Raw genomic sequence first — 23,111 nt, forward strand, 5'->3', positions numbered from 1 at the left:
AATATTTAACCAGATGAGATGGGTGTTTTGCTACTCCGGGTAAAGCTTATTTACAGTTTTTTAAATCGTTGGAAGTTTGTTCCAAAGTGTACATCCCTTGTTTATTCCCGAAAGAATTGGTGATGTAAACGACAATCTGCGCAATATCAATAGCGGCCAAAGTTTGAAAGTCCGGCATTTTACCTTCATACTTCTGTCCATGTATGGTGATGGCTTCAGTCATCCCGTTTTTTAGGTAACAAGCCAGTTTCTGTTTGTTTTCTTTTAAGAATACGGTGTCGGTAAGTGGGGGGGCCAATGCACCCAATCCTTCTCCATTGGCGCCATGGCAATTCTGGCAATATTTGATGTAATAATCGCGGCCGTTGGTATAATAAATGTCTTGTTTTACCTGATCTGCACTCTGACAGGAATAAATCATGCTGAGGAGGGTAAAGAGAACGATGGTACTGATCAATAATTTACGCATGGTTATTTTTTGTCTTCAGCAAGTAATACAGGAATATCTTTAGTCAGCTGTTCCACCTGTTTCGGATCGGTTCCATCATAAGCGCCACGAATGCGTTTTTGTTTGTCTATCAGAACCAGCCATCCCTGATGGATATAACCGTCTCTGGACGTGGTATCTTCCATCACTGCAACCAGGTAATTGCGTTCTGCCAGCTTATATACACTGTCTTTTGATCCGTATACAAACTGCCATTTATTGCCATCTACTCCAAGTTTCTGTGCGTATTTTTTTAATACAGAAGGTTTGTCGTATTTAAAATCTATGGTATGGGAAAGGTACATTACATCAGGATTGTCTTTATATTTTTCAAATATGCTTTTCATGTTTCTATGCATGGTCGGGCAAATTGTGGTACATGAAGTGAAAAAGAAATCTGCAATATAGATTTTGTCTTTGAACTGATCATTGGTAATGTAAACACTATCCTGGTTTAAGAAGCGAAAGGGAGGAATGGTCTGATAAAGGGTGTCTACCCCCATGGAACCATCTTCATTTTTAACAGACACTGCTTCTCTGGGCCCGAGGATGGGTAATTTTTTACTGTCCTGACAAGAAGAGATAAAGATTGCGAGTGCAAATAGAAAGGGTAATGGGCGGGAAAAGTTCAGCTTCATCATTTTATTATTATTGAATCCGCCAAAGGTAGCTAAAATGAAATTAACCCTGCCATTTTGATAAGGTCCACTATTGCCACAATAGCGTCATGAAATTATTATTCAGGCCTTAATTAATCTCCAAAGCGTCTTTTTGAATTCTGGCACGTTTGGGCATCTGGTTTGAAAGCGGTTGGGGTAAAATAAATTAAGAATGGAAAATCCAATGATCTTTGTGCGTATTGCTACCATAAATGATATAAAATACGTCGATGAAATAATTCAGGAAACGGAATCCTCTGCTATTGCCAGGGGATCTGGAATTTCAAAACGAAGCCCGGAAGCGCTGGCTCAGAAAATCAGAGATGAGAAAGCGGTAATTGCAGTGACGACTGCCGGGGAATGGGTAGGTTTCGCTTATTTTGAAGTCTGGGAGAACGGTAATTTTATCTCGAATTCCGGATTGATTGTTTCTCCGAAATTCCGTAAAACAGGAGTGGCCAGAGCCATTAAGGACCGGATCTTCAGAATGTCCAGAAGAAGATATCCCAAAGCAAAAATTTTCAGCATTACTTCAGGCATTGCCATTATGAAGATGAATACGCAATTGGGCTTTGAACCTGTCACCTTTGCCGAGATTACAAAAGACCCTTCCTTCTGGGAAGGTTGCAAAAGCTGTGTGAACTACAGTATCCTTGAAGGCAAGAAAAAATGCAATTGCTTGTGTACTGCGATGTTATTCGATCCGGAAAAAATACAAGCAGAACGACAGCTGACGATGCCTGTTGAGGCTTATCAGCGGTACCTTTCTAACACCAATTGATTGGTCGGAAATACAGTTCCGAAATCAAGAGGTTAACTCAGATTTTCTAATCAGAATCATTAAACCAATTCAATAAATCAAATCATCAAATCAAAAAGCATATGAATCCCAATTCCACAAAAAGCTCCGGCAGTCTGCCCGACTTATATACTTTGACTGAAGACCCAATCCAGTTGTTAAGAAAGTTAATCTCTACACCTTCATTCAGTGGTGAAGAAATCAATACCGCTGATCAGCTGGAATCCTTTTTGAACCATCACGATGTGTTTACTTTCCGGAAATTCAATAACATCTGGTGTTATAACCGGAATTTTGACCCTTCAAAACCAACCCTTTTGCTCAATTCTCATCACGATACGGTAAGGCCATCAAAGGCTTATCAAAATGATCCTTTTCATCCTTTTATCAAAGATGGAAAACTACATGGATTGGGAAGTAATGATGCCGGAGGATGCCTGGTTTCTTTGATGGCAGCTTTCCTTCATTTCCATGAATTTACAGACCTGCCTTACAACCTTTGCTTTGCCGCGACTGCCGAGGAAGAGACTTCCGGAGAGAAAGGATTGAAATGTATCCTGCCCGAACTTCAGAACATTGCTTTTGCCATTGTTGGAGAACCTACACAAATGGAAATGGCCGTTGCTGAGAAAGGGTCTATGGTTCTGGATTGTACCAGCTATGGTAAGCCTGGTCATGCCGCCAGGGAAGAAGGAGACAATGCAATTTATAAAGCCTTTGCGGATATGCAATGGTTTGCCGCTTTTATCTTTCCTATTGAAGGCGATCTGCAGAGTCCGGTGAAAATGACGGTGACAGAAGTCAATGCCGGAATTCAGCATAACATTGTCCCTGGGGAGTGTAATTTTACAGTTGACATCCGTTTTACCCATTCCTGGACGCCAAAAGAAATCTTAACGACCATTTATAACCATACCACCTGCAAAATCAAAGTGCGTCCAAACGTCATGAATCCTTCCTTTATTGACGGACATCATCCCTTGGTGATGGCCGGGAAAGAAATCGGAAAGACCAGTTATTGCTCGCCTACCAGTTCAGATCAGGGCTGGCTGGATGTTCCCTCTATGAAAATGGGGCCTGGTGATTCTGCCAGATCGCATATGGCAGACGAGTTCATTTATATAGATGAAATCCGGGAAGGAATTGCGACTTATATCTGGCTGCTGGAATCTTTATTCAGCAATCACGGAAAGAAGAAAAACTTACTTGTCTCAGATAATTATTAATATTGTCTAAATTATCAGCTATGCAAGATACGGTCCTCATTATCGACGACGAAAAGAAAATCTGTAGCCTCCTTGCGAGGATTATAGAACTGGAGGGATTTAAGGTATTTCAGGCAAATACGGGAAAGGAAGGATTGAAAACGCTTTCAATGCAGGAGGTAGATGTGGTGATCAGCGATGTGAAGCTACCCGATATCAATGGCGTAGAGCTGGTAAAAGAGATTAAAAAAATCAAACCTTATGTGGAAGTGATCAACCTGACTGCCTTTGGAACTATTTCAGATGGGGTTATGGCGATGAGGAACGGCGCTTTTGATTACATCACTAAAGGAGATGACAACGATAAGATTATCCCATTGGTCTATAAAGCAATGGATAAAGTGAAACTGCAGCGCAGGGTTTACGAACTGGAGAATAAAATCATCAAAAAACATAGCTTTAGTACCATTCTGGGGCAGTCCAGATCGATGAAAGAGGCAATGGATCTGGCTCAAAAGGTTTCTGCAACGGATACTACCGTGTTGTTACTCGGAGAAACAGGTACGGGAAAAGAAGTTTTTGCCCAGGCCATCCATTATGAAAGCCCAAGGAAGATGAAGCCGTTTGTTGCCTTGAACTGTAGCGGCTTTAATCCGGAACTCCTGGAAAGTGAATTGTTTGGGTATAAACAAGGTGCTTTTACAGGGGCTATGAAAGATAAAAGGGGATTATTGGAGGAAGCAAATGAGGGGACCCTGTTCCTGGATGAGATTGGGGAGATGAACCTCGACCTTCAGGCAAAGCTGCTACGGGTACTGGAAAACCAGACCTTTATCAAAGTAGGGGATACCCATACCAGCAAAGTAAATGTCCGGATCATTGCAGCAACGAACAGGAACCTGAAAGATGAAGCAGAAGCAGGGAAGTTTAGGTTAGACCTTTATTTCAGGCTTTCTGTATTCTCTATTGAACTCCCTAATCTTTCTCAGCGGAAAACAGATATTCTCCTGATTGCGAAACATTATTTAAAGGAATTTGGCCTGAAAGTCAATAAGCCTGATTTCGTGATGGACGAAGGATTTTCAGATTTGCTGTTGAAGCATGTCTGGAAAGGAAACATCAGGGAATTGAAAAATGTGATGGAAAGGGTGGTCATCCTTGCCGATGGAAATACCGTCACCGCGAACCTCCTGCCTTATGAGTTTCATACAGATACCCAGGAAGAAGATTCTATGAAAATGCAGGTTATCGAGAAGCAACACATCAATAAGGTATTGAAACATACCAGAGGTAATAAAACAGAAACCGCCAGGTTACTGGGGATTGGTTTGACCACCTTATACCGTAAAATGGAAGAATATAAGATCAGCTAAAGGGAATCTCCAATACATTCATTATGATAAAAAACCCTTCCAAAATGGAAGGGTTTTTTCGTTTATGATTTTTGGCATTTGCTCTGTATGTTGATTTTTAGCCTCGTAATCAGTGTTTTACGACTTTGGTCCGGACTCTGGTATGCCGATTGGCTATGGCTATCTAAAATAGCTAATTTATGTTAACAATCGCACTACTTCTCGCCCTGCTACTGATGTGCTGGGTATTCTACAAATCAATCGACTGGTTCGAAAAAATCTAACAATTATGATCGCATTACTTATTGTCGCAATCGCAGTATTTATCTATATGGTATACGTGCTGATTAAACCTGAAAAATTTTAATTAATTTATTATGAACACTGAATTACTTGGCATTATTGCCACCTACGGGCTGACCTTGCTGATTGGAATACCACTAGGTATTTATCTGGCAAAGATGTTTGCAGGTGAGAAAGTCTGGACAGACTTTCTAAAACCCCTTGAAAAGGGTATTTATAAATTATCCGGAATTAATCCGGAAGAGTCGATGAACTGGAAACAGCATATGAAAGCGCTGTTGACCATCAATATGGTTTGGTTGGTGTACGGATTCTTTGCCCTGATCTATCAGGATAAACTTCCCTTAAATCCGGACGGAAACCTTGGTCAGTCGCCGGATCTTGCCTTTAACAGTATCATCAGCTTTGTGGTCAACTGTAATTTACAACATTATTCAGGAGAAAGCGGGGCGACTTACTTCACACAGCATTTCGTCTTCATGTTCTTACAGTTTGTAAGTGCGGCTACCGGAATTGCGGCGGCAGTAGTCTTATTTAAGGCTTTCAGAGATAAAACCACTACCAGTCTTGGTAACTTCTGGGTATTCTTTACCCGTTCTATTACCCGTTTATTATTGCCGCTATCTATAGTGGTTGCCATCATTCTGGCTTTTAATGGAACAACAACCAGCTACGAAGGCAAAGGCCAATATGTTTCCCTTCAGGGCGATAGCGTAAGTGTTTCCCGGGGACCTGCAGCTGGTTTCGTAGCGATTAAGCATCTCGGTACCAATGGTGGTGGCTGGTTTGGTGTGAACAGTACGCATCCAATAGAAAATCCAAACTACCTGACCAATATGACAGAAGCCATTTCCCAGGTGATCATTCCTGTGGCGATGATCTTTGCCTTCGGATATTTTATCCGCAGGAAGAAAATGGCCTGGGTGATCTTTGGGATCATGACCTTAGGTATGATGTTGTTATTGGTTCCTACAGTCATCAGTGAAACCGGAGGAAGTCCTGCAATTGCAAAAATGGGTGTTTCCCAGTTAACGGGTGCTATGGAAGGTAAAGAGGTTAGATTTGGACCTACGGCCACAGCGTACTGGAGTACCGTCACCACAATTATTTCTACAGGTTCCATCAACTCGATGCACGATAGCGCAATGCCGTTAACCGGAATGTATCAATTGATTGCCATGATGATGAACTGCTTCTATGGAGGTTGTGGGGTAGGGATTCTGAACTACTTTATCTTTATTATCATTGCAGTTTTCATTTCCGGACTGATGGTTGGCCGGACACCGGAATTCCTCGGACATAAAGTAGAGGCCAGAGAAGTGAAGATTGCTTCTATCATCGCCTTGCTACATCCCTTCATTATTCTGGTAGGAACGGCATTGGCTGCTTATACGATTACTTATTTTCCAGATGCAAACTGGGCGGTTAAACCGGCCAGCTGGTTAAATAACCCGGGTTTCCATGGCTTCTCTGAAATGTTATATGAAAATACTTCAGCAGCTGCGAACAACGGTTCCGGTTTTGAAGGACTTGGGGACAATAACATCTTCTGGAACGTAGTGACAGGCTTTGTATTGATCCTCGGACGTTTCCTTCCGATTATCGGCCCTGTAGCCATTGCCGGATTACTGGCTTCGAAAAAATACATTCCGGAATCAGCAGGAACCCTGAAAACAGATACATTAACCTTTGGGATGATGACTTTCGTAGTCATAGTGATCATTGCGGCACTTGCGTTTTTCCCTGCATTGACCCTGGGTCCGGTAGCTGAATATTTTACCCTGATTAAATAACGGAATGAAGCGCTGCATCAAAAGAAACAACACAGCAATCGCTGCAAAGTATCAAAAGATGCAAAATCATTAGAATCAAAAGACATGAAAAATAAATCTAATATATTATTTGAACCCGCTTTAGTAAATACTGCATTAAAGCAATCATTTATCAAACTTGATCCGCGTTTGATGGTTCGCAATCCGGTCATGTTTACTGTAGAGATCGGAACATTTGTGATGTTGTTCGTTACGATTTACTCTTTAAGTAACAGCAGTCAGGGTTCCTTCGGATATAACCTCATTGTGTTTATCGTCCTGTTGCTCACAGTATTGTTCGCCAACTTCGCGGAAGCAATTGCCGAGGCAAGAGGTAAAGCACAGGCAGACAGCCTGCGCAAAACCCGGGAAGAAACACCTGCAAAAATAGTGTTGAGCAATGGGAAGATCGAAGTACGCTCTTCCAATCAATTGAAAAAAGGAGATGTGTTTATCTGTGAAACCGGAGATACCATTCCTACAGACGGAGAAATCATTGAAGGGATTGCAACGATAGATGAATCGGCCATTACCGGAGAATCTGCTCCGGTGATCCGCGAATCCGGTGGTGATAAATCTTCAGTAACAGGAGGTACAAAAGTACTTTCAGATCAGATTAAAGTTCAGGTGACTACTCAGCCGGGTGAAAGCTTCCTGGATAAAATGATCGCTTTGGTGGAAGGGGCTTCCCGTCAGAAAACACCAAATGAGATCGCTTTGACGATCCTGCTTGCCGGTTTTACCCTGGTCTTCATCATTGTATGTATCACCTTAAAACCCTTCGCAGATTATGCAAATACACCAATTACAATTGCTGCATTCATCTCATTATTTGTCTGCCTGATCCCAACTACCATCGGAGGTTTACTTTCCGCCATCGGTATTGCGGGAATGGACAGGGCTTTAAGGGCGAATGTGATTACCAAATCCGGTAAAGCGGTGGAAACTGCCGGAGATATTGATGTATTGTTACTGGATAAAACAGGAACGATCACCATTGGTAACCGTAAAGCAACTAATTTTTACCCTACCGCAGGGATGATCATCAAAAGCTTTACCGATGCCTGCGTATTGAGCTCCCTGGCAGATGAAACTCCTGAAGGGAAGTCGATCATAGAATTGGCTGCCTCACAGGATGATAAGCTGATGACCACTGCTCCTGAAGGATCTAAATTCATCAAGTTCACTGCAGAAACCAGGTCCAGTGGTTTAGATACTGCAGATGGCAGAAGGATCAGAAAAGGCGCTTTTGACTCCATCCGCAACATTGTGCTGACTGCAGGAAATCCTTTTCCGATGGACATCGAAGAGCAGGTGAAAAGAATTGCCAGCAATGGTGGTACGCCGCTCGTAGTTGCCGAAAATGAAAAAGCACTGGGAGTGATTGAGCTACAGGACATCATTAAACCAGGTATCAGCGAACGTTTTGAGCGTTTACGCAAAATGGGTGTGAAAACAGTGATGGTAACCGGAGATAATCCGTTGACTGCTAAGTTTATCGCTCAGAAAGCAGGTGTGGATGATTTTATTGCAGAGGCTAAGCCTGAGGATAAAATGAACTACATCAAAGAAGAACAGGCACAGGGTAAGCTGGTTGCGATGATGGGTGATGGTACGAATGATGCGCCGGCCCTTGCACAGGCAGATGTAGGTGTAGCGATGAACAGTGGTACTCAGGCCGCTAAAGAAGCCGGTAACATGGTGGATCTGGACAATGACCCAACCAAGCTGATTGAGATTGTAGAGATCGGAAAACAATTGCTGATCACCAGGGGAACGCTGACTACCTTTTCTATTGCCAACGACGTGGCTAAGTATTTTGCCATCGTTCCTGCCTTGTTTATTGTGGCGATTCCGGCATTGCGCAGTCTGAACATCATGAACCTGCACAGTCCGGAAACAGCGATCCTTTCGGCAGTGATTTTCAACGCATTAGTAATCCCATTGTTGATCCCGGTTGCTTTACGTGGGGTGTCCTATAAACCAATTGGTGCCAGCGCCTTGTTACGCAGAAACCTGCTGATTTATGGAATAGGAGGGGTGATTGCTCCATTTATCGGAATAAAACTAATTGATATGCTGATTGCTCTGATGGCTTAATTGCCGGATCCATAGAAAGAAATATAAAAGAAATAATCATGAAAAAATACATCATACAATCTTTGAGATTAACAGGAGTACTTATGGTACTGTTATGTGTCATCTATCCATTAACCATTGCCTATGTTGGAAAATTTAGTCCTGGTGAAGGAAGTGGTGAAAAAGTAACAAAAAATGGTAAAGTAGTAGGTTATGCTTTGATTGGTCAGTCCTTTACCAAACCGGAATATTTCTGGGGCAGACCTTCTGCGGTAACTTATAATGCTGCAGGTTCAGGCGGTTCTAATAAAGGACCATCAAATCCTGACTACCTGAAAGATGTAGCGGGAAGGATTGATACCCTTTTGAAATACCATCCTTACCTTAAAAAATCCGATATCCCGGCGGATATGGTGACTGCTTCCGGTAGCGGACTGGATCCGGACATTTCAGAAACAGCAGCGATCATGCAGATCAAAAGGGTAGCGGCATACCGCAAACTTGACGAGAGACTGGTAGCTGAAGTAGTAGTGAAAAATACCGAAGGTCCTTTGTTTGGCTTATTTGGCCCTTCGAAAGTAAACGTCCTGAAACTCAATGTTGCCCTTGACGAATTAAAGAAATAATTCCCCCCGCCCGAATGGTGCTGCCGATTCCTTAGCGTTTGCCGGATATGGGAAAGGCAGCCAAACGGGAAAAGAAAACGATCATCAGGCCAGTTAAAAAGGAAAAACTGATGATCGCTTCGGAAAATGATAAAAAGAACAGCAATTAAAATGAAGAAACTACTTACATTATCAGCAGTATTAGGTACTGCACTATGCACTTACGGACAGGAAGAACCTAAGATTAAAGTTACAGGTTACCTGGAAACTTATTACGGATACGATTTCAATAAACCATCAGATAACAACAGACCGGGATTTATCTATTCCCATAACCGCCATAATGAAGTGAACTTAAACCTTGGTTTTATAAAAGGCAGCTACGATAATGGAAACATCAGGGCAAATGTGGCACTGATGGCCGGAACTTATTCCAATGCCAATTTAGCGGCTGAACCAGGAGTTCTAAAAAATGTACTGGAAGCCAATGCCGGGATTAAACTTTCTAAAACAGCCAACCTTTGGGTTGATGCGGGGATTTTCTCTTCTCATATCGGTTTTGAAAGCGCAGTATCAAAAGATTGCTGGGTTCTGACCCGTAACATCTCTTCTGAAAATACGCCATATTACGAATCAGGAGCTAAAATCACTTACGGAACCAATGATGGTAAATTTACGGCAACAGCACTTTACCTGAACGGATGGCAGCGCATCAATCGTCAGAATGCCAACAGTCAGCCTGCAGGAGGAGTACAGCTAACCTGGAAACCTACTGATAAGATTACTGTAAACTATAGTAATTTCTTAGGAACTGAAGGAGCTGATTCTGTTCGTGTCCGTCGTTTTTATCATAACGTATACGGGATTTTCCAGGTTACCGATCATTTTGGTGTAACCCTTGGAATTGACTACGGCACGCAACAGAAAGAAAAAGGAAGTTCTTCAAAAAATGAAGTGTTTTCACCGGTGGCAATTGCCCAGTACCGTTTCAATAGCAATTGGGCTCTGGCAGGTAGGGTAGAACATTATCAGGATAAGAACGGTGTTTTTATTGCGACAGGAACGGCTAACGGATTTAAAACAACAGGATATTCGCTGAATGTAGATTATGCACCATTCCCGAATGCGGTAGTCAGACTGGAAGGTAAAGTTTACGATAGCAAGGATAAGATTTTTGTCCGTGAGCCAAGTCTGGTGAATTATAATGCGGCAATGACGGCAAGTATTGCAGTATCGTTCTAAAAATAAATAAAGATTTACCTGTCATTCCGGACCGGTGTGCTGAGCCTGAAAGCGATCAGGATCATCGCATCACAACGCAGTCAGGAGCAGCCCGGAATGGCAGGTATCTATAAAAAAATGTAATGATCATCCTCATGAAAAAGAGAAACTATAATACACGTACAATTAAACTTATCCCCTTATTAAGCGTTGGTTTTGTGCTGTTGATGGCATTGTGGTATTTGGTGAGTAAGGACTATGTGATTCTTAAATGGTAAACAGAAATGGAAGAGAATAAGTCAGGTTCTGTAAAAGATTTCCTGGACCTGGTAAAACGGTCAAGAAGAGGGAAATTTAAGGTATATATCGGCATGAGTGCAGGGGTAGGGAAAACCTATCGGATGCTGCAGGAATCTCATGCGCTTTTAAAAAATGGAATAGACCTGCAGATCGGCTATATCGAAACACATAACCGGGTAGAAACCCATGCTTTGTTGGCAGGTGTCCCGGTAATTCCCAGAAGAAAGATCTTTTACAAGGGAAAAGAACTGGAAGAAATGGATGTACAGGGCATCATCAATATCCATCCGGAAGTGGTGATTGTGGATGAGCTGGCGCATACCAATATTGAGGGAAGTAAAAATAAGAAACGCTGGCAGGACGTAGTGGATATTCTGGAGGCAGGGATCAGTGTGATCTCGGCCGTCAATATTCAGCACCTGGAAAGCATGAATGAAGAGATCGAAAAGATCACCGGAATTCCCATTACTGAAAGGATCCCGGATAAGATATTGGAACTGGCTGATGAAATCGTGAATATCGATTTAACCGCCGATGAACTGATCGACCGCTTAAAAGCCGGAAAGATCTATGATGAGAGTAAAATTTCCAGGGCCCTGGATAACTTTTTTCAATCAGAAAAGATCCTGCAATTGCGGGAAATGGCCCTCAAGGAAGTAGCGCATCATGTGGAAAGAAAGATCAGTATCGAAATTCCGAAGCAGATTAAATTGCGTCAGGAGCGATTTATGGCCTGTATTTCCACGAACAATAAAACAGCAAAGATTGTCATACGTAAAACCGCACGACTGGCTTCTTATTACCGTTCTCCCTGGATTGTTTTATATGTGCAGAATAGTAAGGAAAGTGGTGATAGAATTAAATTAGATTTGCAGCGGCATCTGATCAATAATTTTAAACTGGCAACCGAGCTGGGTGCAGAAGTGATTAAGCTGAAGAGTGACGACATTACCGGAACGATTACCAGGATAGCAGATGAAAAGGAAATTACAACGATATGTATTGGAAAACCACATTTAAACCTTTTTCAGGTGATTATGCGAACGGCTATTTTTAACCAGCTGCTGAAACACATTTCTACTACAGAAACGGACCTGGTCATTTTATCCTGAACATCAGCTGATTTTGTCTTAAATATAAACACGGGCCTGACCCTATAAAAATATAACAATAACTATTAAAAAAATAAAGTCATGAAAATCAAAACCAAACTCCGCCTCGGATTCGGATTCCTGTTCGTGGTGGTTATCTTCTTTGGAGCAATTTCTTTGTTTTACATGAATAAAATCTCGCTGAGTTCTAAGGTGATCCTGAAGGATAATTATGAAACCCTGAACTATACCAGCAATATGCGTGCAGTATTGGATGAGCATCCTTTGCCACTTTCGGAAAGCGCAAAGAAAAGCTTTGAAAATTACCTGGAGCTGGAAGGAAAAAATGTAACGGAAAAAGGAGAGGGCGAAGCTGTTGCAGCCTTGCGTAAAGCTTATGAAAGTATAAAAAGCCCTGCTGTAAGCCTGGTTGAAAAACAGGGGGCAGTGACTACATTGAGGTCCGCACTCCGGCTCATTGACAAATTGAATATGGATGCGATTGTGGGTAAAAACGATGCTGCACAGAAAGCCATAGAAAAGGCCGCAATGTACGTGATCTTTGCTGCTTCAATTTGTTTTCTGATCCTATTTTCTTTTATTGTAAATTTTCCTGGTTTCGTGGCCAATCCATTGAGGGAATTCTCTGAAGCGATCCGTGAAATCAGTCGCAAAAACTATAAACAACGATTGGAATTTAAAGGCTCCGACGAGTTTTCTGAACTTGCAATTTCCTTTAATACCATGGCCCAGGAGCTCAACAAATGGGAAAATAGCAATCTTTCTAAAATTCAGTCTGAAAAATTAAGGATAGAAGCGATTATTGAACAAATGCAGGATGCGATTATCGGATTGAATGAAAAGAAAGAAATCCTCTTTTTTAATAAGGTGGCAGGTGAGTTGCTGAACCTGAGCGGAGAGGCTGTTGTTGGTCAGAATGCAGAAGCTCTGATGAAAAAGAACGACCTGTTAAACCGGATTCTTCAGGATCAGCAAAGCGATAAAGCCATGAAAATATATGCGGATAATAAAGAGTCCTATTTCCAGCTGGAAAGAAGAGAAATTACGGTTCCGAACTATGAGGGACAGAGTGATGTGGCCATGAATCAAACTGCAAAAGCTGCCGGAGAAGTATATATCCTGAAAAATATCACCCAGTTCAAAGAGCTGGACGAAGCGAAAACCAATTTTATTGCTACCGTGTCCCATGAATTAAAAACACCGATCTCTTCCATTAAAATGAGCTTAAAGCTGATGGATGATGAGCGGGTGGGAGCGATGAATGTGGAACAAAAAGAATTGGTACAACACATCCGGGAAGACTGCGGCAGATTGTTAAAGATTACCAGTGAATTGCTGGACCTTGCTCAGGTTGAAACAGGAAACCTTCAGTTGAATTTCGTAAAATCTGATCCCCGCAAGATTGCGATCTATGCAATGGATTCGGTCAGGTTTCAGGCCGAGCAAAAAAACATTGAACTGGAGCTGATCAGTAGGAATAACCTGCCTAAGATAAACGTAGACGTAGAAAAAACAGCATGGGTACTGGTCAACTTCCTGTCTAATGCACTTCGTTACAGTTCTGAGAAATCAAAAGTGCAGATCCAGATTATAGAAAAGGGAGAGGAGATTGAATTTTCTGTACGGGACTTCGGAAAAGGAATAGAGGAGATCTATCAAAAGAGACTGTTTGATAAGTATTTTCAGGTTCCTACAGATGGCAATAACAAGTCGGGATCCGGATTAGGGCTGGCCATTTCCAAAGACTTTATCGAAGCTGAGAGTGGAAAGATCTGGGTGGAAAGCGCACTGGGTGAAGGCAGTAAATTCTGCTTTTCTTTACCTATTGCCCCTTAAAGTATCCTAGGAGAGAGATTTTTCGTTACATTTGCCCTGATAAGTTCTTTACTTTATTTCTTCATCAACCGGAAGAGGTTTTACTTAGCTGTAGATTAATAGGGAATCGTGTGCAAATCACGAGCTGTCGCGCAACTGTAAGTAACACAACAAGTTTTTACCCAGGCATATCCACTGTTCCAACACAGGAATGGGAAGGATGGTAAAAATGTTACAAGTCAGGAGACCTGCCTTTACCGAATTGACAATGCTTTCGCGAACTGAAGCATGGGTCAGGTAGGTGTATATCCAATACATACATTCTGTAGAATGCGTGCGCCTATACATTTATTTTTCCTTTTTTTCTTACCGCCAGCATTGCGAAGTCCAGCAAAGAGCTTTTAACTGATCTTTTCATCAATTAAAAAGCAAGACAATGCTAACAAACAATCTAGGCTACCCGCGTATAGGTAGTAACAGAGAGCTCAAAAAGGCCTGCGAGCAATTTTGGGCAGGTAAGAGTACCCTTCAAAACCTGGTACAGGTAGGGAAAAACATTCGCCAGCAAAACTGGGAACTGCAAAAAGAGAAAGGAGTCGACCTGATTCCTTCCAACGACTTTTCATTTTATGATCAGGTATTAGACCTGTCTCTAACCGTAGGAGCTATTCCCAAGCGTTACCATGAGGTGATTCTGAACAAGGCCAATACCGAGCTGGATCTTTATTTTGCCATGGCCAGGGGTTATCAGAAAGAAGGTCTGGACATTACTGCCATGGAAATGACCAAATGGTTTGATACCAATTACCATTATATTGTGCCGGAATTTACCAAAGACCAGCAATTTAAACTGTTCTCCACCAAATTACTGGACGAATATAATGAGAGCAAAAGACTGGATATTAAAACTAAACCTGTCCTGATCGGTCCGGTATCTTATTTATTATTGGGTAAAGAAAAAGAAGCGGGTTTTGAGCGGATCGACCTGATTAAAAATCTGTTGCCGGTATATATTGACATCCTTAAAAAACTGGAAGAGCAACATGTGGAATGGGTACAGTTTGATGAACCTTTTCTTTCTTTAGACCTGACAGACAAAGATAAAGCCGCATTTAAATACGTATATGCAGAGATCAAAAAACAGTTTCCTAAACTTAAGACCTTACTGACCACTTATTTTGAAGCCTTAAAAGACAATACTGAACTGACCGTTTCTCTTCCTGTACATGCTTTACATATTGACCTGGTTAGAAATCCGGAGCAATTACAGCCTGTTTTATCTGCTATACCTGCCAACCTGATACTTTCGATAGGAGTGGTAGATGGTAGAAACATCTGGAAAAATGATTTCCGTTCTTCCCTGCAATTAATAGAAACGGCAAAAGAGCAGATCGGTGCAGGTCGTTTGATCATTAGCCCTTCCTGTTCTTTGATTCATTCGCCATGCGACCTGGACCTGGAAACCAATGAAGCTACTTTAACGCCAGAAATCAAACAATGGTTGTCTTTTGCGAAGCAAAAAGTAGAAGAGGTCGTAACCCTGAAACAATTGGCTGAAAATGATGCTTCAGCACAAGCAAAACTGAAAAGCAATGACCAGGCCAGTAATAACAGAAAAACGTCTGCTTTAATCCATAATCCATTGATAAAACAAAGGGTTGCCGGAATTGAAGAAAAAGATGAGCAACGTCTGCAGCCTTATTCGGTAAGGAGTGTTTCCCAAAAAGAAGCCTTAAAACTGCCATCATTCCCGACTACTACCATCGGTTCATTTCCGCAAACTGCAGAAGTGAGAAGCTGGAGGGCGAAATTCAAAAAAGGCGAATTGAGCCAGCAGGAATACGATGCGCTGATTGAAAAAGAAACGAAAGAAACCATTCTTTTCCAGGAAGAAACAGGTATTGATGTTTTGGTTCACGGAGAGTTTGAGCGTAATGACATGGTGGAGTATTTCGGTGAGCAGCTGGCAGGATTTACCTTTACCAAAAACGGATGGGTACAAAGTTATGGCAGCAGATGCGTGAAACCACCGATTATTTATGGTGATGTTCACCGTCCGGCACCAATGACGGTAAGGTGGTCTTCTTTTGCGCAGTCATTGAGCGAAAAATGGGTGAAAGGAATGTTGACCGGTCCGGTAACGATCCTGCAATGGTCTTTTGTGCGTAATGACCAGCCACGTTCTGAAACCTGTACACAGATTGCACTGGCCATCAGAGATGAAGTGGTAGACCTGGAAAAAGCAGGGATAAGAATTATTCAGATTGATGAGCCGGCAATTCGGGAAGGTTTGCCTTTACGTAAGGCCGATTGGCAGAATTATTTGCACTGGGCGGTACGTGCTTTCCGTATTTCGGCCAGTGGAGTACAGGATGATACACAAATTCATACCCATATGTGCTATTCTGAATTTAATGACATTATTCAGAATATTGCAGATATGGATGCGGATGTGATCACTATTGAATGTTCCCGTTCTCAAATGGAGTTATTAGATGCTTTTGCTGATTTTAAATATCCAAATGAAATAGGACCAGGGGTTTACGATATTCATTCGCCACGTGTTCCGGCAAAAGAAGAGATGGTTTTTCTCCTGGAAAAAGCCCGTTCAGTAATTCCTTCGGCACAACTTTGGGTGAATCCGGATTGCGGTTTAAAGACCAGACATTGGGAGGAAACAAAAAAAGCACTGACAGAAATGGTCGCTGCTGCAAAAGTACTGCGGGAATATGTTGAAGAAGCTGTAACTTTGTAAAAAAAATCAAACAGGCAAGTGGTAGGCTTGCCTGTTTTAATAGATACAGCACACAGAATGAGAATACGTAAAAATGCGGTGATAACCGGAGTTGGTGGTTATGTTCCGGAAACTGTTTTGAGCAACAAGGACCTGGAAAAAATGGTGGAAACTAATGATGAGTGGATCGTTTCCAGAACAGGGATCAGGGAGAGAAGAATAGTTAATGATGCCAATGTGGCGACTTCAGACCTGGCAACCAGAGCCTTGAAAAAATTGCTTCAGGATGGGGACATTCATCCTGATGAAATAGACTGTGTGATTGTATCCACCTCTACTCCAGACTATGTGATGGTCTCTACCGGAAGTATGGTGTGTGAAAAAGCAGAACTAAAGAATGCCTGGGGAATAGATACCAATGCGGCTTGCAGTGGTTTCCTTTATGCTTTGACGCTTGGCGCAAGCATGATTGAAAGCGGACGTTGTAAGCGTGTGGTGGTTATTGGTGCAGATAAAAACAGTTCGATCGTAAACTATAAAGACCGCAATACCTGTATTCTTTTTGGAGATGGTGCCGGAGCGGTTTTACTGGAACAAACAGAAGAAGAAGTCGGATTAATAGATAGTTTTTTCAGAACAGATGGCAGCGGTAAGGAAAACCTGATCGTTACTGCCGGAGGTTCCAAATATCCTGCATCTCAGGAAACCCTGGATCAGAATTTACATTATGTGCGTCAGGACGGTCGTGTGGTGTTTAAAGCCGCGATTCAGGGCATGACGAATACCTGTAGAGAAATCCTCAGGGCAAATGATTTAGACATTAAACAAATCAATTATCTGATTCCTCACCAGGCGAACCTGCGGATCATTCAGGCCGTAGGGGAGCAGTTAAACTTAACAGATTCACAGGTCAAAGTAAACATCAGCCGTTACGGAAATACTACTGCAGCAACGATTCCATTGTGCTTATGGGATTTTAAAGATGATTTCAAATATGGTGATAAACTTTTATTAACCGCTTTTGGAGCCGGATTCTCATGGGGTGCTACCTATTTAAAATGGGGCAAACTGAGGGGGAAATAGAACTCCCCGGGTTAGAAGTGTTTAACGAAAAGTAAATGACAGTAGAAGATAAAATTAAAGCGTCGGAAACACGCATTTTTAAAGCCGTGTTCCCAAATACCACTAATCATTACGATACCTTATTTGGCGGGACAGCCATGCACATGATGGATGAAGTTGCCTTTATTACGGCAACCCGTTTCAGCAGACAGATCATGGTTACCGTAAGCAGTGACCGGATCGATTTCAAGAAACCCATTCCCGCAGGAACAATTGTAGAACTGATTGGTACGGTAAGTCATATCGGAAATACCAGTCTGAAAGTCAGGGTGGATATATACATCGAACAAATGTATTCCGAAGACAGAGAAAAGGCCGTTACCGGAGAGTTTTCTTTTGTCGCCATTGACGAACATAAAAAACCGATTAAAATATTAAAATAATCAGTGAAAAGCAGGCTCAGGCCTGCTTTTTTTATGCTTTATCCATTAAATCCCGGTAATTGTTCCCTATCTTTGCGCCAATGTTAATCAAACCAACAGCCATATTGCTTTTGTTGAGTTTACTGATGGTAAACTTCTCCAATGCTTTTGTATTTGCGGGTTTTGAAATGAACGAAAAATACATCGCTGCCGAGCTTTGTGTGAATAAAGATAAACCTCAGCTTCATTGTAATGGAAAGTGCTATTTAATGAAAAAATTAAAGCAGGCACAGGACAAAGAGCAGAAGCAGGAAAGACAATCCCAGAAAACACCAGTCCAGGAGGCTATTGTAGTCAACATACTGGAATTCAAACAATATCCATTCGGAGAAATTCATTTTCATATTCCGCTTTCTACAGGAATGCCACAATCTGGCCTGAATGCTATTTTTCACCCTCCGCAATTCATCGTTTAATCCAAGCATGCGCAGCCGGCTTTTAGTGCCGGTCTAAAAGAGCGCATCAGGTTTTACCGGGTTGATCAGACGGTTTCCATGCTCAGCAGGGAAGAAGGTGTATTGATATGCACCGGATTGTCCCTTTGTGCCATGCCTGAATCTGATCAGGATGATACACTAATATTTTTAAAAATCAAGATGAACAAATTAGTTGGAATAGTGCTGATTGCTCTTGGAGCATCGGCCTGCACTGTAGATTACAAAAAAGAACGCGATGAAGTCATGCAATTTCATGACCTGGTTATGGGAGATCAGACCGCTATCGTTAATTACCAGATGAAACTGGACACCTTATTAAAAGACATGAAGGGCTTAAAAGCAAAGTATCCGGAGCTGGATACCCTGAAGGAAAAAGAAACGATAAAGGTGCTGCTGAACGACCTGACTACTGCGGAGGATAGCATGAACGACTGGATGCATAAATTTGAACCCGATGTAACCGGCAAATCAAATGAAGAATCTGTACAATATTTCAAAGCAGAGAAGGCCAAGATACAGCGGGTCGATAGCCTGTATAAAAAAGAAATCAAATCATCCGAAGCCTACTTCAGTAAATTCAAAAAATAATGAGATTAAACTTAAGCTGTCTTTTCTTATTGTTTCTTTTTAGCTGTAAGGAAGAACCCAAACGCCTGCCCTTTTTGCAAATGGAACAATCCGAAAGGGTTGTTGACGGTAAAACGGTTATAGATACTGTTTTCAGGACGATTCCCGCATTTAAACTGTTAAATCAGGATAGTATGGCGGTAACCGAAAAAGACTTCAACGGAGCGATTTATGTGGCTGATTTCTTTTTCACATCCTGTCCGACCATTTGTCCTGTTATGCACAGGAACCTGTTAAAGGTTTATAAAAAGTATGAAGGGAATCCGGAAGTGAAACTGGCTTCCCATACCATTGATGTGAAGTATGATGTTCCTTCAAGAATGAAGGCATATGCGAGCAAATTAGGCGTTAAAGGGACCCAGTGGGAATACCTTTGGGGTACAAAAGAAGAGATCTATGCCCTTGCAGAACGCAATTATATTGTGGCGGCGAAGGAAGATAAAAATGTACCCGGCGGTTTTATGCACCAGGGATACCTCATCCTGGTAGATAAAGAGAAACGCATCCGCGGAGCCTATGATGGTACGGTAGATAAGGACGTTAAAAAACTGATGGAGGATATGGATATTTTATTAAACGAGTATAAAACTAAAAAGTAAATCATGCTCAGGAGTTTTACCGCTATGTTTTTACTGATCAATATGTTGCTGACGCAATTCAGCAGCGTATGTATCTATGCGGGTTTTGAACTCAATCAGCAATACATTGCCAGTACACTTTGCGAAAACAGGGACAAACCGGAAATGCATTGTAATGGTAAATGCTACCTGACAAAGAAGCTTAAACAAGCTGAAGAAAAAGAAAAAAGACAGGAAAGAGAAGCTCAAAAGAAAAGCGCTGCAGATACTTTTTTTGTGAGGTCAAATGTGCTGCTTGTCTTTCCTGATTATTTTATCAGGAAGGCATTTTCTATGGAAAGGCCTTTCCACCTGCCTGAAAGTATTGCTGAAATTTTACACCCTCCTCCGGTAAATTTCATTCACTCCCCATATTTAACAGCTTAAATTTTCCTTTCTGATCATTTTACCCGGGTTTTACCCGGGGGGATATTGCTGTGAAAACAACTGTCGATTTTTTAACCCTGCCTGCCTTTTTTCTTTTGGAACGGAGGGGGTATGCACGAATAATTTCAAATAAAAATGAAAAATAACATACAACAACTTACATGGATATTACTGGGTAGTGTACTAATGATCTTATCAGCCTGCTCTAAGAAAGAAGCCGGGGCTCCTGAATTTGTGGAAACAAATCTGGCTCCTTTTTCTGTCGAGTTTGATAATATTGTTGGAGAAAGAACTTTCTCGATTAACAACACGGGCAGTCCATATACCAATGCTTCAGGAGAGAAATTCTCTATTTCTTTTCTGCAATATTTCATCAGTAACATCAAAGTCGCTACGGCTTCCGGTCAGGAATATACGGTAAAACAGGATGAGAGCTATTTCCTGATCAATGGTGCCGATAAAACAACCCGTTTTGCCAAAGTAAATGTTCCGGAGGGGGATTATACCCGTTTAACCTTTACGGTAGGAGTAGATAGTTTAAGAAGTACCATGCCAGTGGAAAAGCGGACCGGTATGTTGGATCCTGCTTATGGCGGAGGCCATGAATCAGGAGGAATGTACTGGGGATGGCAAAACGGTTATATCTTTTTCAAATTCGAAGGGAATTCTTCAGTGATTTCTGATGATAAGAATGGAGATCCTTCCGGTAAAAGGCAGTTTAAATACCATATTGGTGGTTTTGGAGGTTATAATGCGCCGACGCTTAACAACATCAGAACAGTGACCTTAGACCTGAAGGCCGCCGGAATTGCCAAAGTCAGAAAAGACAGGCAGAGTAATGTGCACCTGTTTGTGGATGTGATGAAAGTATTCAATGGAAAGAATGTCTTTAGTATTGCGGCACATCCGAATGTGATGTTCGGGGATTTTAGTGCCAAAATTGCCAATAACCTGACTGAAATGTTCAGGCATGACCATACTGAAAACTAGTTGCTATGAATAAAAAACATTGGATAACCCTGTTGCTCATGGGCATTTTTATTCTGGCCTGTAAGAAGGATGTGGTGCTCAAAGACCATCCTGTGATCGGGGAGATTTCGAAGTTTCTGGGTTTTCAAAAGCCGGTAAATTTTCCGGAGCCCACTTATAATTTCGCCAACAACAAAGTGACTAAAGAGGGCTTTGAGTTGGGAAGGGCTTTGTTTTATGAACCCCGGTTGTCCAGGAACAATACCATTACCTGTGGTTCCTGTCATATTCAATCCTCTGCTTTCACCCAACATGGGCATGATGTAAGTCATGGGATTGACGATCGTTTAGGAACGCGCAACTCCCCGCCAATTATGAACCTCGCCTGGAACAAATCTTTCATGTGGGGAGGAGGGATTTATGACCTGGATCTGCAACCTATTGCACCCATTACCACTCATGAGGAAATGGATGAAAAACTCGAAAATGTATTTAACAAACTACGTCAGCTGCCTAAATACACAGAGCTTTTTAAACGGGCCTTTGGAACAGAGGAGATCAGCACGGCCAGGTTTATGAAAGCATTGTCGCAGTTTATGCTGATGTGTGTCAGCAGCAATTCCAAATATGATCAGGTAATGAGAAAGGAAGGAAATGCAGTTTTTACTGCGGAAGAGCAGGAAGGTTACAACTTGTTTAAGCAGAAATGTGCTTCCTGTCATAGCGAACCTTTGTTTACCGATGGGTCTTTCCGGAACAATGGCTTAGGAATCAGCCCAATCAATGATCAGGGTTTGTACCTGGCCACCCTTATCGGTACAGACCGTTATAAATTTAAGGTGCCGTCTTTGAGAAACCTGCGGTTTACGGCGCCTTATATGCATGATGGGCGGTTTTTAAGTCTTGCAGGTGCGCTGGAGCATTACAATTCCGAAGTCCAGGATACGCCGAATCTGGATCCCTTATTAATAAAAGGAGACAAAAGAGGCATAGACCTCACAGAAAATGATAAGGTTAAGCTAACGGCTTTCCTATCCACTTTAAATGATGAAGAGTTTATCAATAACAAACTCTTAGCCGAACAATAATAAAGAGATATGATGAAAAAGAAAATATGGATTAGCCTGATGCTATTGTGTACCACTTCGCTTTCCAGCTTTGCCTGCGACATTTGCGGCTGCGGAGTAGGGAGTTATTATCTGGGTATCCTCCCTGAATTTAACAAGAGATTTATAGGGTTAAGGTATCAGCATAAAACATTACAAACACACCTGGGGCCCTCAGGCCAGAGAACCCCCATTACTGCTGATGAAACCTACCAGAGTACGGAACTTTGGGGCGGCTGGAATATCGGAAGCCGTTTTCGGGTTCTGGCTTTTGTACCCTACAATTTCAATAAAAGAGAAAGTCAGACAGGGGACGGAACAAAAAACGGTCTTGGAGATATTGCGTTGATGGGTTACTATAAATTGTTGGATCATAGCGGAACCCTGGGCGAACGTTTGCTGGTGCAATCCATATGGCTTGGAGGAGGGGTAAAAGTGCCGACGGGAAAATACGAACCTTCAGAACGTCTGGCCATTCAGGAGTCTCCTAATAATTTTCAATTGGGTACAGCAAGTACAGATTTTACTCTAAATGCAGCCTATGATATTCGTTATAATGATCTGGGATTGAATACAAATGTGAATTATAAGATCAATACCGAAAACAAATACAATTACCGTTATGGGAATAAACTGACGGCCAATATGCTTGCCTATTATAAGTTCAGACTGGCTAATGTAGTTACGGTTGCACCCAATGCTGGTGTTTTATATGAAACTGCGGAGAAAGACGTGGAAAACAATAAATACGATGTCGAAGTATCCGGAGGTTATTCCTTATCTGCAGTTGCAGGTTTGGAAGTGGCGATGAAAGGACTAGCATTTGGCGCCAATTATCAGAATGTACGTTCCCAGGACCTTGCTGCCGGAAGGGCAAGGGCAGGAAACCGGGTAATGGTGCATTTGTCCTTGCCTTTTTAAACTCGTTTGCCTTTCGAAATC

The 23,111-nt window shown here is 42.0% G+C and carries 23 protein-coding genes and 1 riboswitch; of the genes, 21 read left to right on the forward strand and 2 right to left on the reverse strand.

Annotated features, from left to right (window positions below):
- Nucleotides 1-46: 46 nt before the first annotated feature.
- A complete protein-coding gene (locus tag BFS30_RS18770) occupies nucleotides 47-469 on the reverse strand; it encodes a c-type cytochrome (RefSeq protein WP_069380695.1) in 423 nt (140 codons plus the stop codon).
- Between the two features lie 2 nt (nucleotides 470-471).
- Nucleotides 472-1,125, reverse strand: coding sequence for an SCO family protein (locus BFS30_RS18775; protein ID WP_069382527.1), 654 nt, complete (start codon nucleotides 1,123-1,125; stop codon nucleotides 472-474).
- 193 nt (nucleotides 1,126-1,318) lie between these two features.
- Here BFS30_RS18775 and BFS30_RS18780 point away from each other — a divergent pair, with 193 nt between their 5' ends.
- The 21 genes from BFS30_RS18780 to BFS30_RS18870 all read left to right on the forward strand — a co-directional run bounded on the left by BFS30_RS18780 (nucleotide 1,319) and on the right by BFS30_RS18870 (nucleotide 23,090).
- Nucleotides 1,319-1,927: a GNAT family N-acetyltransferase gene (locus BFS30_RS18780; protein ID WP_069380696.1), complete on the forward strand. Its 609-nt coding sequence runs from the start codon at nucleotides 1,319-1,321 to the stop codon at nucleotides 1,925-1,927.
- A 101-nt stretch (nucleotides 1,928-2,028) separates the two neighbouring features.
- Complete coding sequence (locus tag BFS30_RS18785) at nucleotides 2,029-3,171, forward strand: M20/M25/M40 family metallo-hydrolase (protein WP_069380697.1); 1,143 nt, start codon at nucleotides 2,029-2,031, stop codon at nucleotides 3,169-3,171.
- A gap of 20 nt (nucleotides 3,172-3,191) precedes the next feature.
- Entirely contained in the window at nucleotides 3,192-4,523 is a 1,332-nt protein-coding gene (locus BFS30_RS18790; protein WP_069380698.1) for a sigma-54-dependent transcriptional regulator, read from the forward strand.
- A gap of 268 nt (nucleotides 4,524-4,791) precedes the next feature.
- Nucleotides 4,792-4,869, forward strand: coding sequence for a K(+)-transporting ATPase subunit F (kdpF, locus tag BFS30_RS28215; RefSeq protein ID WP_157263106.1), 78 nt, complete (start codon nucleotides 4,792-4,794; stop codon nucleotides 4,867-4,869).
- A 10-nt stretch (nucleotides 4,870-4,879) separates the two neighbouring features.
- Nucleotides 4,880-6,598 (forward strand): potassium-transporting ATPase subunit KdpA, encoded by a 1,719-nt coding sequence (gene kdpA / locus BFS30_RS18795; protein ID WP_069380699.1) that lies wholly within the window; start codon nucleotides 4,880-4,882, stop codon nucleotides 6,596-6,598.
- Between the two features lie 84 nt (nucleotides 6,599-6,682).
- Complete coding sequence (gene kdpB / locus BFS30_RS18800) at nucleotides 6,683-8,716, forward strand: potassium-transporting ATPase subunit KdpB (RefSeq protein WP_069380700.1); 2,034 nt, start codon at nucleotides 6,683-6,685, stop codon at nucleotides 8,714-8,716.
- A gap of 38 nt (nucleotides 8,717-8,754) precedes the next feature.
- On the forward strand, nucleotides 8,755-9,321 hold the full coding sequence (locus tag BFS30_RS18805; protein ID WP_069380701.1) for a K(+)-transporting ATPase subunit C: 567 nt from the start codon (nucleotides 8,755-8,757) through the stop codon (nucleotides 9,319-9,321).
- 150 nt (nucleotides 9,322-9,471) lie between these two features.
- Nucleotides 9,472-10,542, forward strand: a complete 1,071-nt coding sequence (locus BFS30_RS18810; protein ID WP_069380702.1) for a porin — start codon at nucleotides 9,472-9,474, stop codon at nucleotides 10,540-10,542.
- 134 nt (nucleotides 10,543-10,676) lie between these two features.
- On the forward strand, nucleotides 10,677-10,799 hold the full coding sequence (locus BFS30_RS28130) for a hypothetical protein (protein WP_257785583.1): 123 nt from the start codon (nucleotides 10,677-10,679) through the stop codon (nucleotides 10,797-10,799).
- A 6-nt stretch (nucleotides 10,800-10,805) separates the two neighbouring features.
- Nucleotides 10,806-11,933: a sensor protein KdpD gene (locus BFS30_RS18815; RefSeq protein WP_069380703.1), complete on the forward strand. Its 1,128-nt coding sequence runs from the start codon at nucleotides 10,806-10,808 to the stop codon at nucleotides 11,931-11,933.
- A gap of 81 nt (nucleotides 11,934-12,014) precedes the next feature.
- Nucleotides 12,015-13,769 carry a HAMP domain-containing sensor histidine kinase gene (locus BFS30_RS18820; RefSeq protein WP_069380704.1) on the forward strand — a complete coding sequence of 585 codons (1,755 nt, stop codon included), beginning with the start codon at nucleotides 12,015-12,017 and terminating at the stop codon, nucleotides 13,767-13,769.
- Between the two features lie 58 nt (nucleotides 13,770-13,827).
- A riboswitch (cobalamin riboswitch) is annotated at nucleotides 13,828-14,019 on the forward strand.
- A gap of 165 nt (nucleotides 14,020-14,184) precedes the next feature.
- Nucleotides 14,185-16,503: a 5-methyltetrahydropteroyltriglutamate--homocysteine S-methyltransferase gene (gene metE, locus BFS30_RS18825; RefSeq protein WP_069380705.1), complete on the forward strand. Its 2,319-nt coding sequence runs from the start codon at nucleotides 14,185-14,187 to the stop codon at nucleotides 16,501-16,503.
- Between the two features lie 57 nt (nucleotides 16,504-16,560).
- The gene (locus BFS30_RS18830; RefSeq protein ID WP_069380706.1) at nucleotides 16,561-17,565 is read left to right on the forward strand and encodes a beta-ketoacyl-ACP synthase III; all 1,005 of its coding nucleotides are present in this window, start codon (nucleotides 16,561-16,563) and stop codon (nucleotides 17,563-17,565) included.
- 35 nt (nucleotides 17,566-17,600) lie between these two features.
- Entirely contained in the window at nucleotides 17,601-17,987 is a 387-nt protein-coding gene (locus BFS30_RS18835; RefSeq protein WP_069380707.1) for an acyl-CoA thioesterase, read from the forward strand.
- An 80-nt stretch (nucleotides 17,988-18,067) separates the two neighbouring features.
- The gene (locus BFS30_RS18840; RefSeq protein ID WP_069380708.1) at nucleotides 18,068-18,442 is read left to right on the forward strand and encodes a hypothetical protein; all 375 of its coding nucleotides are present in this window, start codon (nucleotides 18,068-18,070) and stop codon (nucleotides 18,440-18,442) included.
- A 180-nt stretch (nucleotides 18,443-18,622) separates the two neighbouring features.
- Nucleotides 18,623-19,051, forward strand: coding sequence for a hypothetical protein (locus tag BFS30_RS18845; RefSeq protein ID WP_069382528.1), 429 nt, complete (start codon nucleotides 18,623-18,625; stop codon nucleotides 19,049-19,051).
- A complete protein-coding gene (locus BFS30_RS18850; protein ID WP_069380709.1) occupies nucleotides 19,051-19,689 on the forward strand; it encodes an SCO family protein in 639 nt (212 codons plus the stop codon). Before BFS30_RS18845 ends, BFS30_RS18850 begins: the two co-directional genes overlap by 1 nt.
- A gap of 3 nt (nucleotides 19,690-19,692) precedes the next feature.
- Complete coding sequence (locus BFS30_RS18855; RefSeq protein WP_069380710.1) at nucleotides 19,693-20,094, forward strand: hypothetical protein; 402 nt, start codon at nucleotides 19,693-19,695, stop codon at nucleotides 20,092-20,094.
- Between the two features lie 135 nt (nucleotides 20,095-20,229).
- Entirely contained in the window at nucleotides 20,230-21,084 is an 855-nt protein-coding gene (locus tag BFS30_RS18860) for an MbnP family protein (protein WP_069380711.1), read from the forward strand.
- A gap of 5 nt (nucleotides 21,085-21,089) precedes the next feature.
- A complete protein-coding gene (locus BFS30_RS18865; RefSeq protein ID WP_069380712.1) occupies nucleotides 21,090-22,151 on the forward strand; it encodes a cytochrome-c peroxidase in 1,062 nt (353 codons plus the stop codon).
- Nucleotides 22,152-22,160: 9 nt separating this feature from the next.
- A complete protein-coding gene (locus BFS30_RS18870; RefSeq protein WP_335645340.1) occupies nucleotides 22,161-23,090 on the forward strand; it encodes a transporter in 930 nt (309 codons plus the stop codon).
- Nucleotides 23,091-23,111: the final 21 nt, after the last annotated feature.

The organism is Pedobacter steynii (genome assembly GCF_001721645.1).
In the GTDB taxonomy this organism is placed as follows: domain Bacteria; phylum Bacteroidota; class Bacteroidia; order Sphingobacteriales; family Sphingobacteriaceae; genus Pedobacter; species Pedobacter steynii_A.

What these genes read in the sequence shown, in the direction of transcription:
- BFS30_RS18770 (WP_069380695.1), bottom strand. Translation starts at nt 469, where the DNA reads ATGCGTAAATTATTGATCAGTACCATCGTTCTCTTTACCCTCCTCAGC.
- BFS30_RS18775 (WP_069382527.1), bottom strand. Translation starts at nt 1,125, where the DNA reads ATGAAGCTGAACTTTTCCCGCCCATTACCCTTTCTATTTGCACTCGCA.
- BFS30_RS18780 (WP_069380696.1), top strand. Translation starts at nt 1,319, where the DNA reads ATGGAAAATCCAATGATCTTTGTGCGTATTGCTACCATAAATGATATA.
- BFS30_RS18785 (WP_069380697.1), top strand. Translation starts at nt 2,029, where the DNA reads ATGAATCCCAATTCCACAAAAAGCTCCGGCAGTCTGCCCGACTTATAT.
- BFS30_RS18790 (WP_069380698.1), top strand. Translation starts at nt 3,192, where the DNA reads ATGCAAGATACGGTCCTCATTATCGACGACGAAAAGAAAATCTGTAGC.
- kdpF (WP_157263106.1), top strand. Translation starts at nt 4,792, where the DNA reads ATGATCGCATTACTTATTGTCGCAATCGCAGTATTTATCTATATGGTA.
- kdpA (WP_069380699.1), top strand. Translation starts at nt 4,880, where the DNA reads ATGAACACTGAATTACTTGGCATTATTGCCACCTACGGGCTGACCTTG.
- kdpB (WP_069380700.1), top strand. Translation starts at nt 6,683, where the DNA reads ATGAAAAATAAATCTAATATATTATTTGAACCCGCTTTAGTAAATACT.
- BFS30_RS18805 (WP_069380701.1), top strand. Translation starts at nt 8,755, where the DNA reads ATGAAAAAATACATCATACAATCTTTGAGATTAACAGGAGTACTTATG.
- BFS30_RS18810 (WP_069380702.1), top strand. Translation starts at nt 9,472, where the DNA reads ATGAAGAAACTACTTACATTATCAGCAGTATTAGGTACTGCACTATGC.
- BFS30_RS28130 (WP_257785583.1), top strand. Translation starts at nt 10,677, where the DNA reads ATGAAAAAGAGAAACTATAATACACGTACAATTAAACTTATCCCCTTA.
- BFS30_RS18815 (WP_069380703.1), top strand. Translation starts at nt 10,806, where the DNA reads ATGGAAGAGAATAAGTCAGGTTCTGTAAAAGATTTCCTGGACCTGGTA.
- BFS30_RS18820 (WP_069380704.1), top strand. Translation starts at nt 12,015, where the DNA reads ATGAAAATCAAAACCAAACTCCGCCTCGGATTCGGATTCCTGTTCGTG.
- metE (WP_069380705.1), top strand. Translation starts at nt 14,185, where the DNA reads ATGCTAACAAACAATCTAGGCTACCCGCGTATAGGTAGTAACAGAGAG.
- BFS30_RS18830 (WP_069380706.1), top strand. Translation starts at nt 16,561, where the DNA reads ATGAGAATACGTAAAAATGCGGTGATAACCGGAGTTGGTGGTTATGTT.
- BFS30_RS18835 (WP_069380707.1), top strand. Translation starts at nt 17,601, where the DNA reads ATGACAGTAGAAGATAAAATTAAAGCGTCGGAAACACGCATTTTTAAA.
- BFS30_RS18840 (WP_069380708.1), top strand. Translation starts at nt 18,068, where the DNA reads ATGTTAATCAAACCAACAGCCATATTGCTTTTGTTGAGTTTACTGATG.
- BFS30_RS18845 (WP_069382528.1), top strand. Translation starts at nt 18,623, where the DNA reads ATGAACAAATTAGTTGGAATAGTGCTGATTGCTCTTGGAGCATCGGCC.
- BFS30_RS18850 (WP_069380709.1), top strand. Translation starts at nt 19,051, where the DNA reads ATGAGATTAAACTTAAGCTGTCTTTTCTTATTGTTTCTTTTTAGCTGT.
- BFS30_RS18855 (WP_069380710.1), top strand. Translation starts at nt 19,693, where the DNA reads ATGCTCAGGAGTTTTACCGCTATGTTTTTACTGATCAATATGTTGCTG.
- BFS30_RS18860 (WP_069380711.1), top strand. Translation starts at nt 20,230, where the DNA reads ATGAAAAATAACATACAACAACTTACATGGATATTACTGGGTAGTGTA.
- BFS30_RS18865 (WP_069380712.1), top strand. Translation starts at nt 21,090, where the DNA reads ATGAATAAAAAACATTGGATAACCCTGTTGCTCATGGGCATTTTTATT.
- BFS30_RS18870 (WP_335645340.1), top strand. Translation starts at nt 22,161, where the DNA reads ATGATGAAAAAGAAAATATGGATTAGCCTGATGCTATTGTGTACCACT.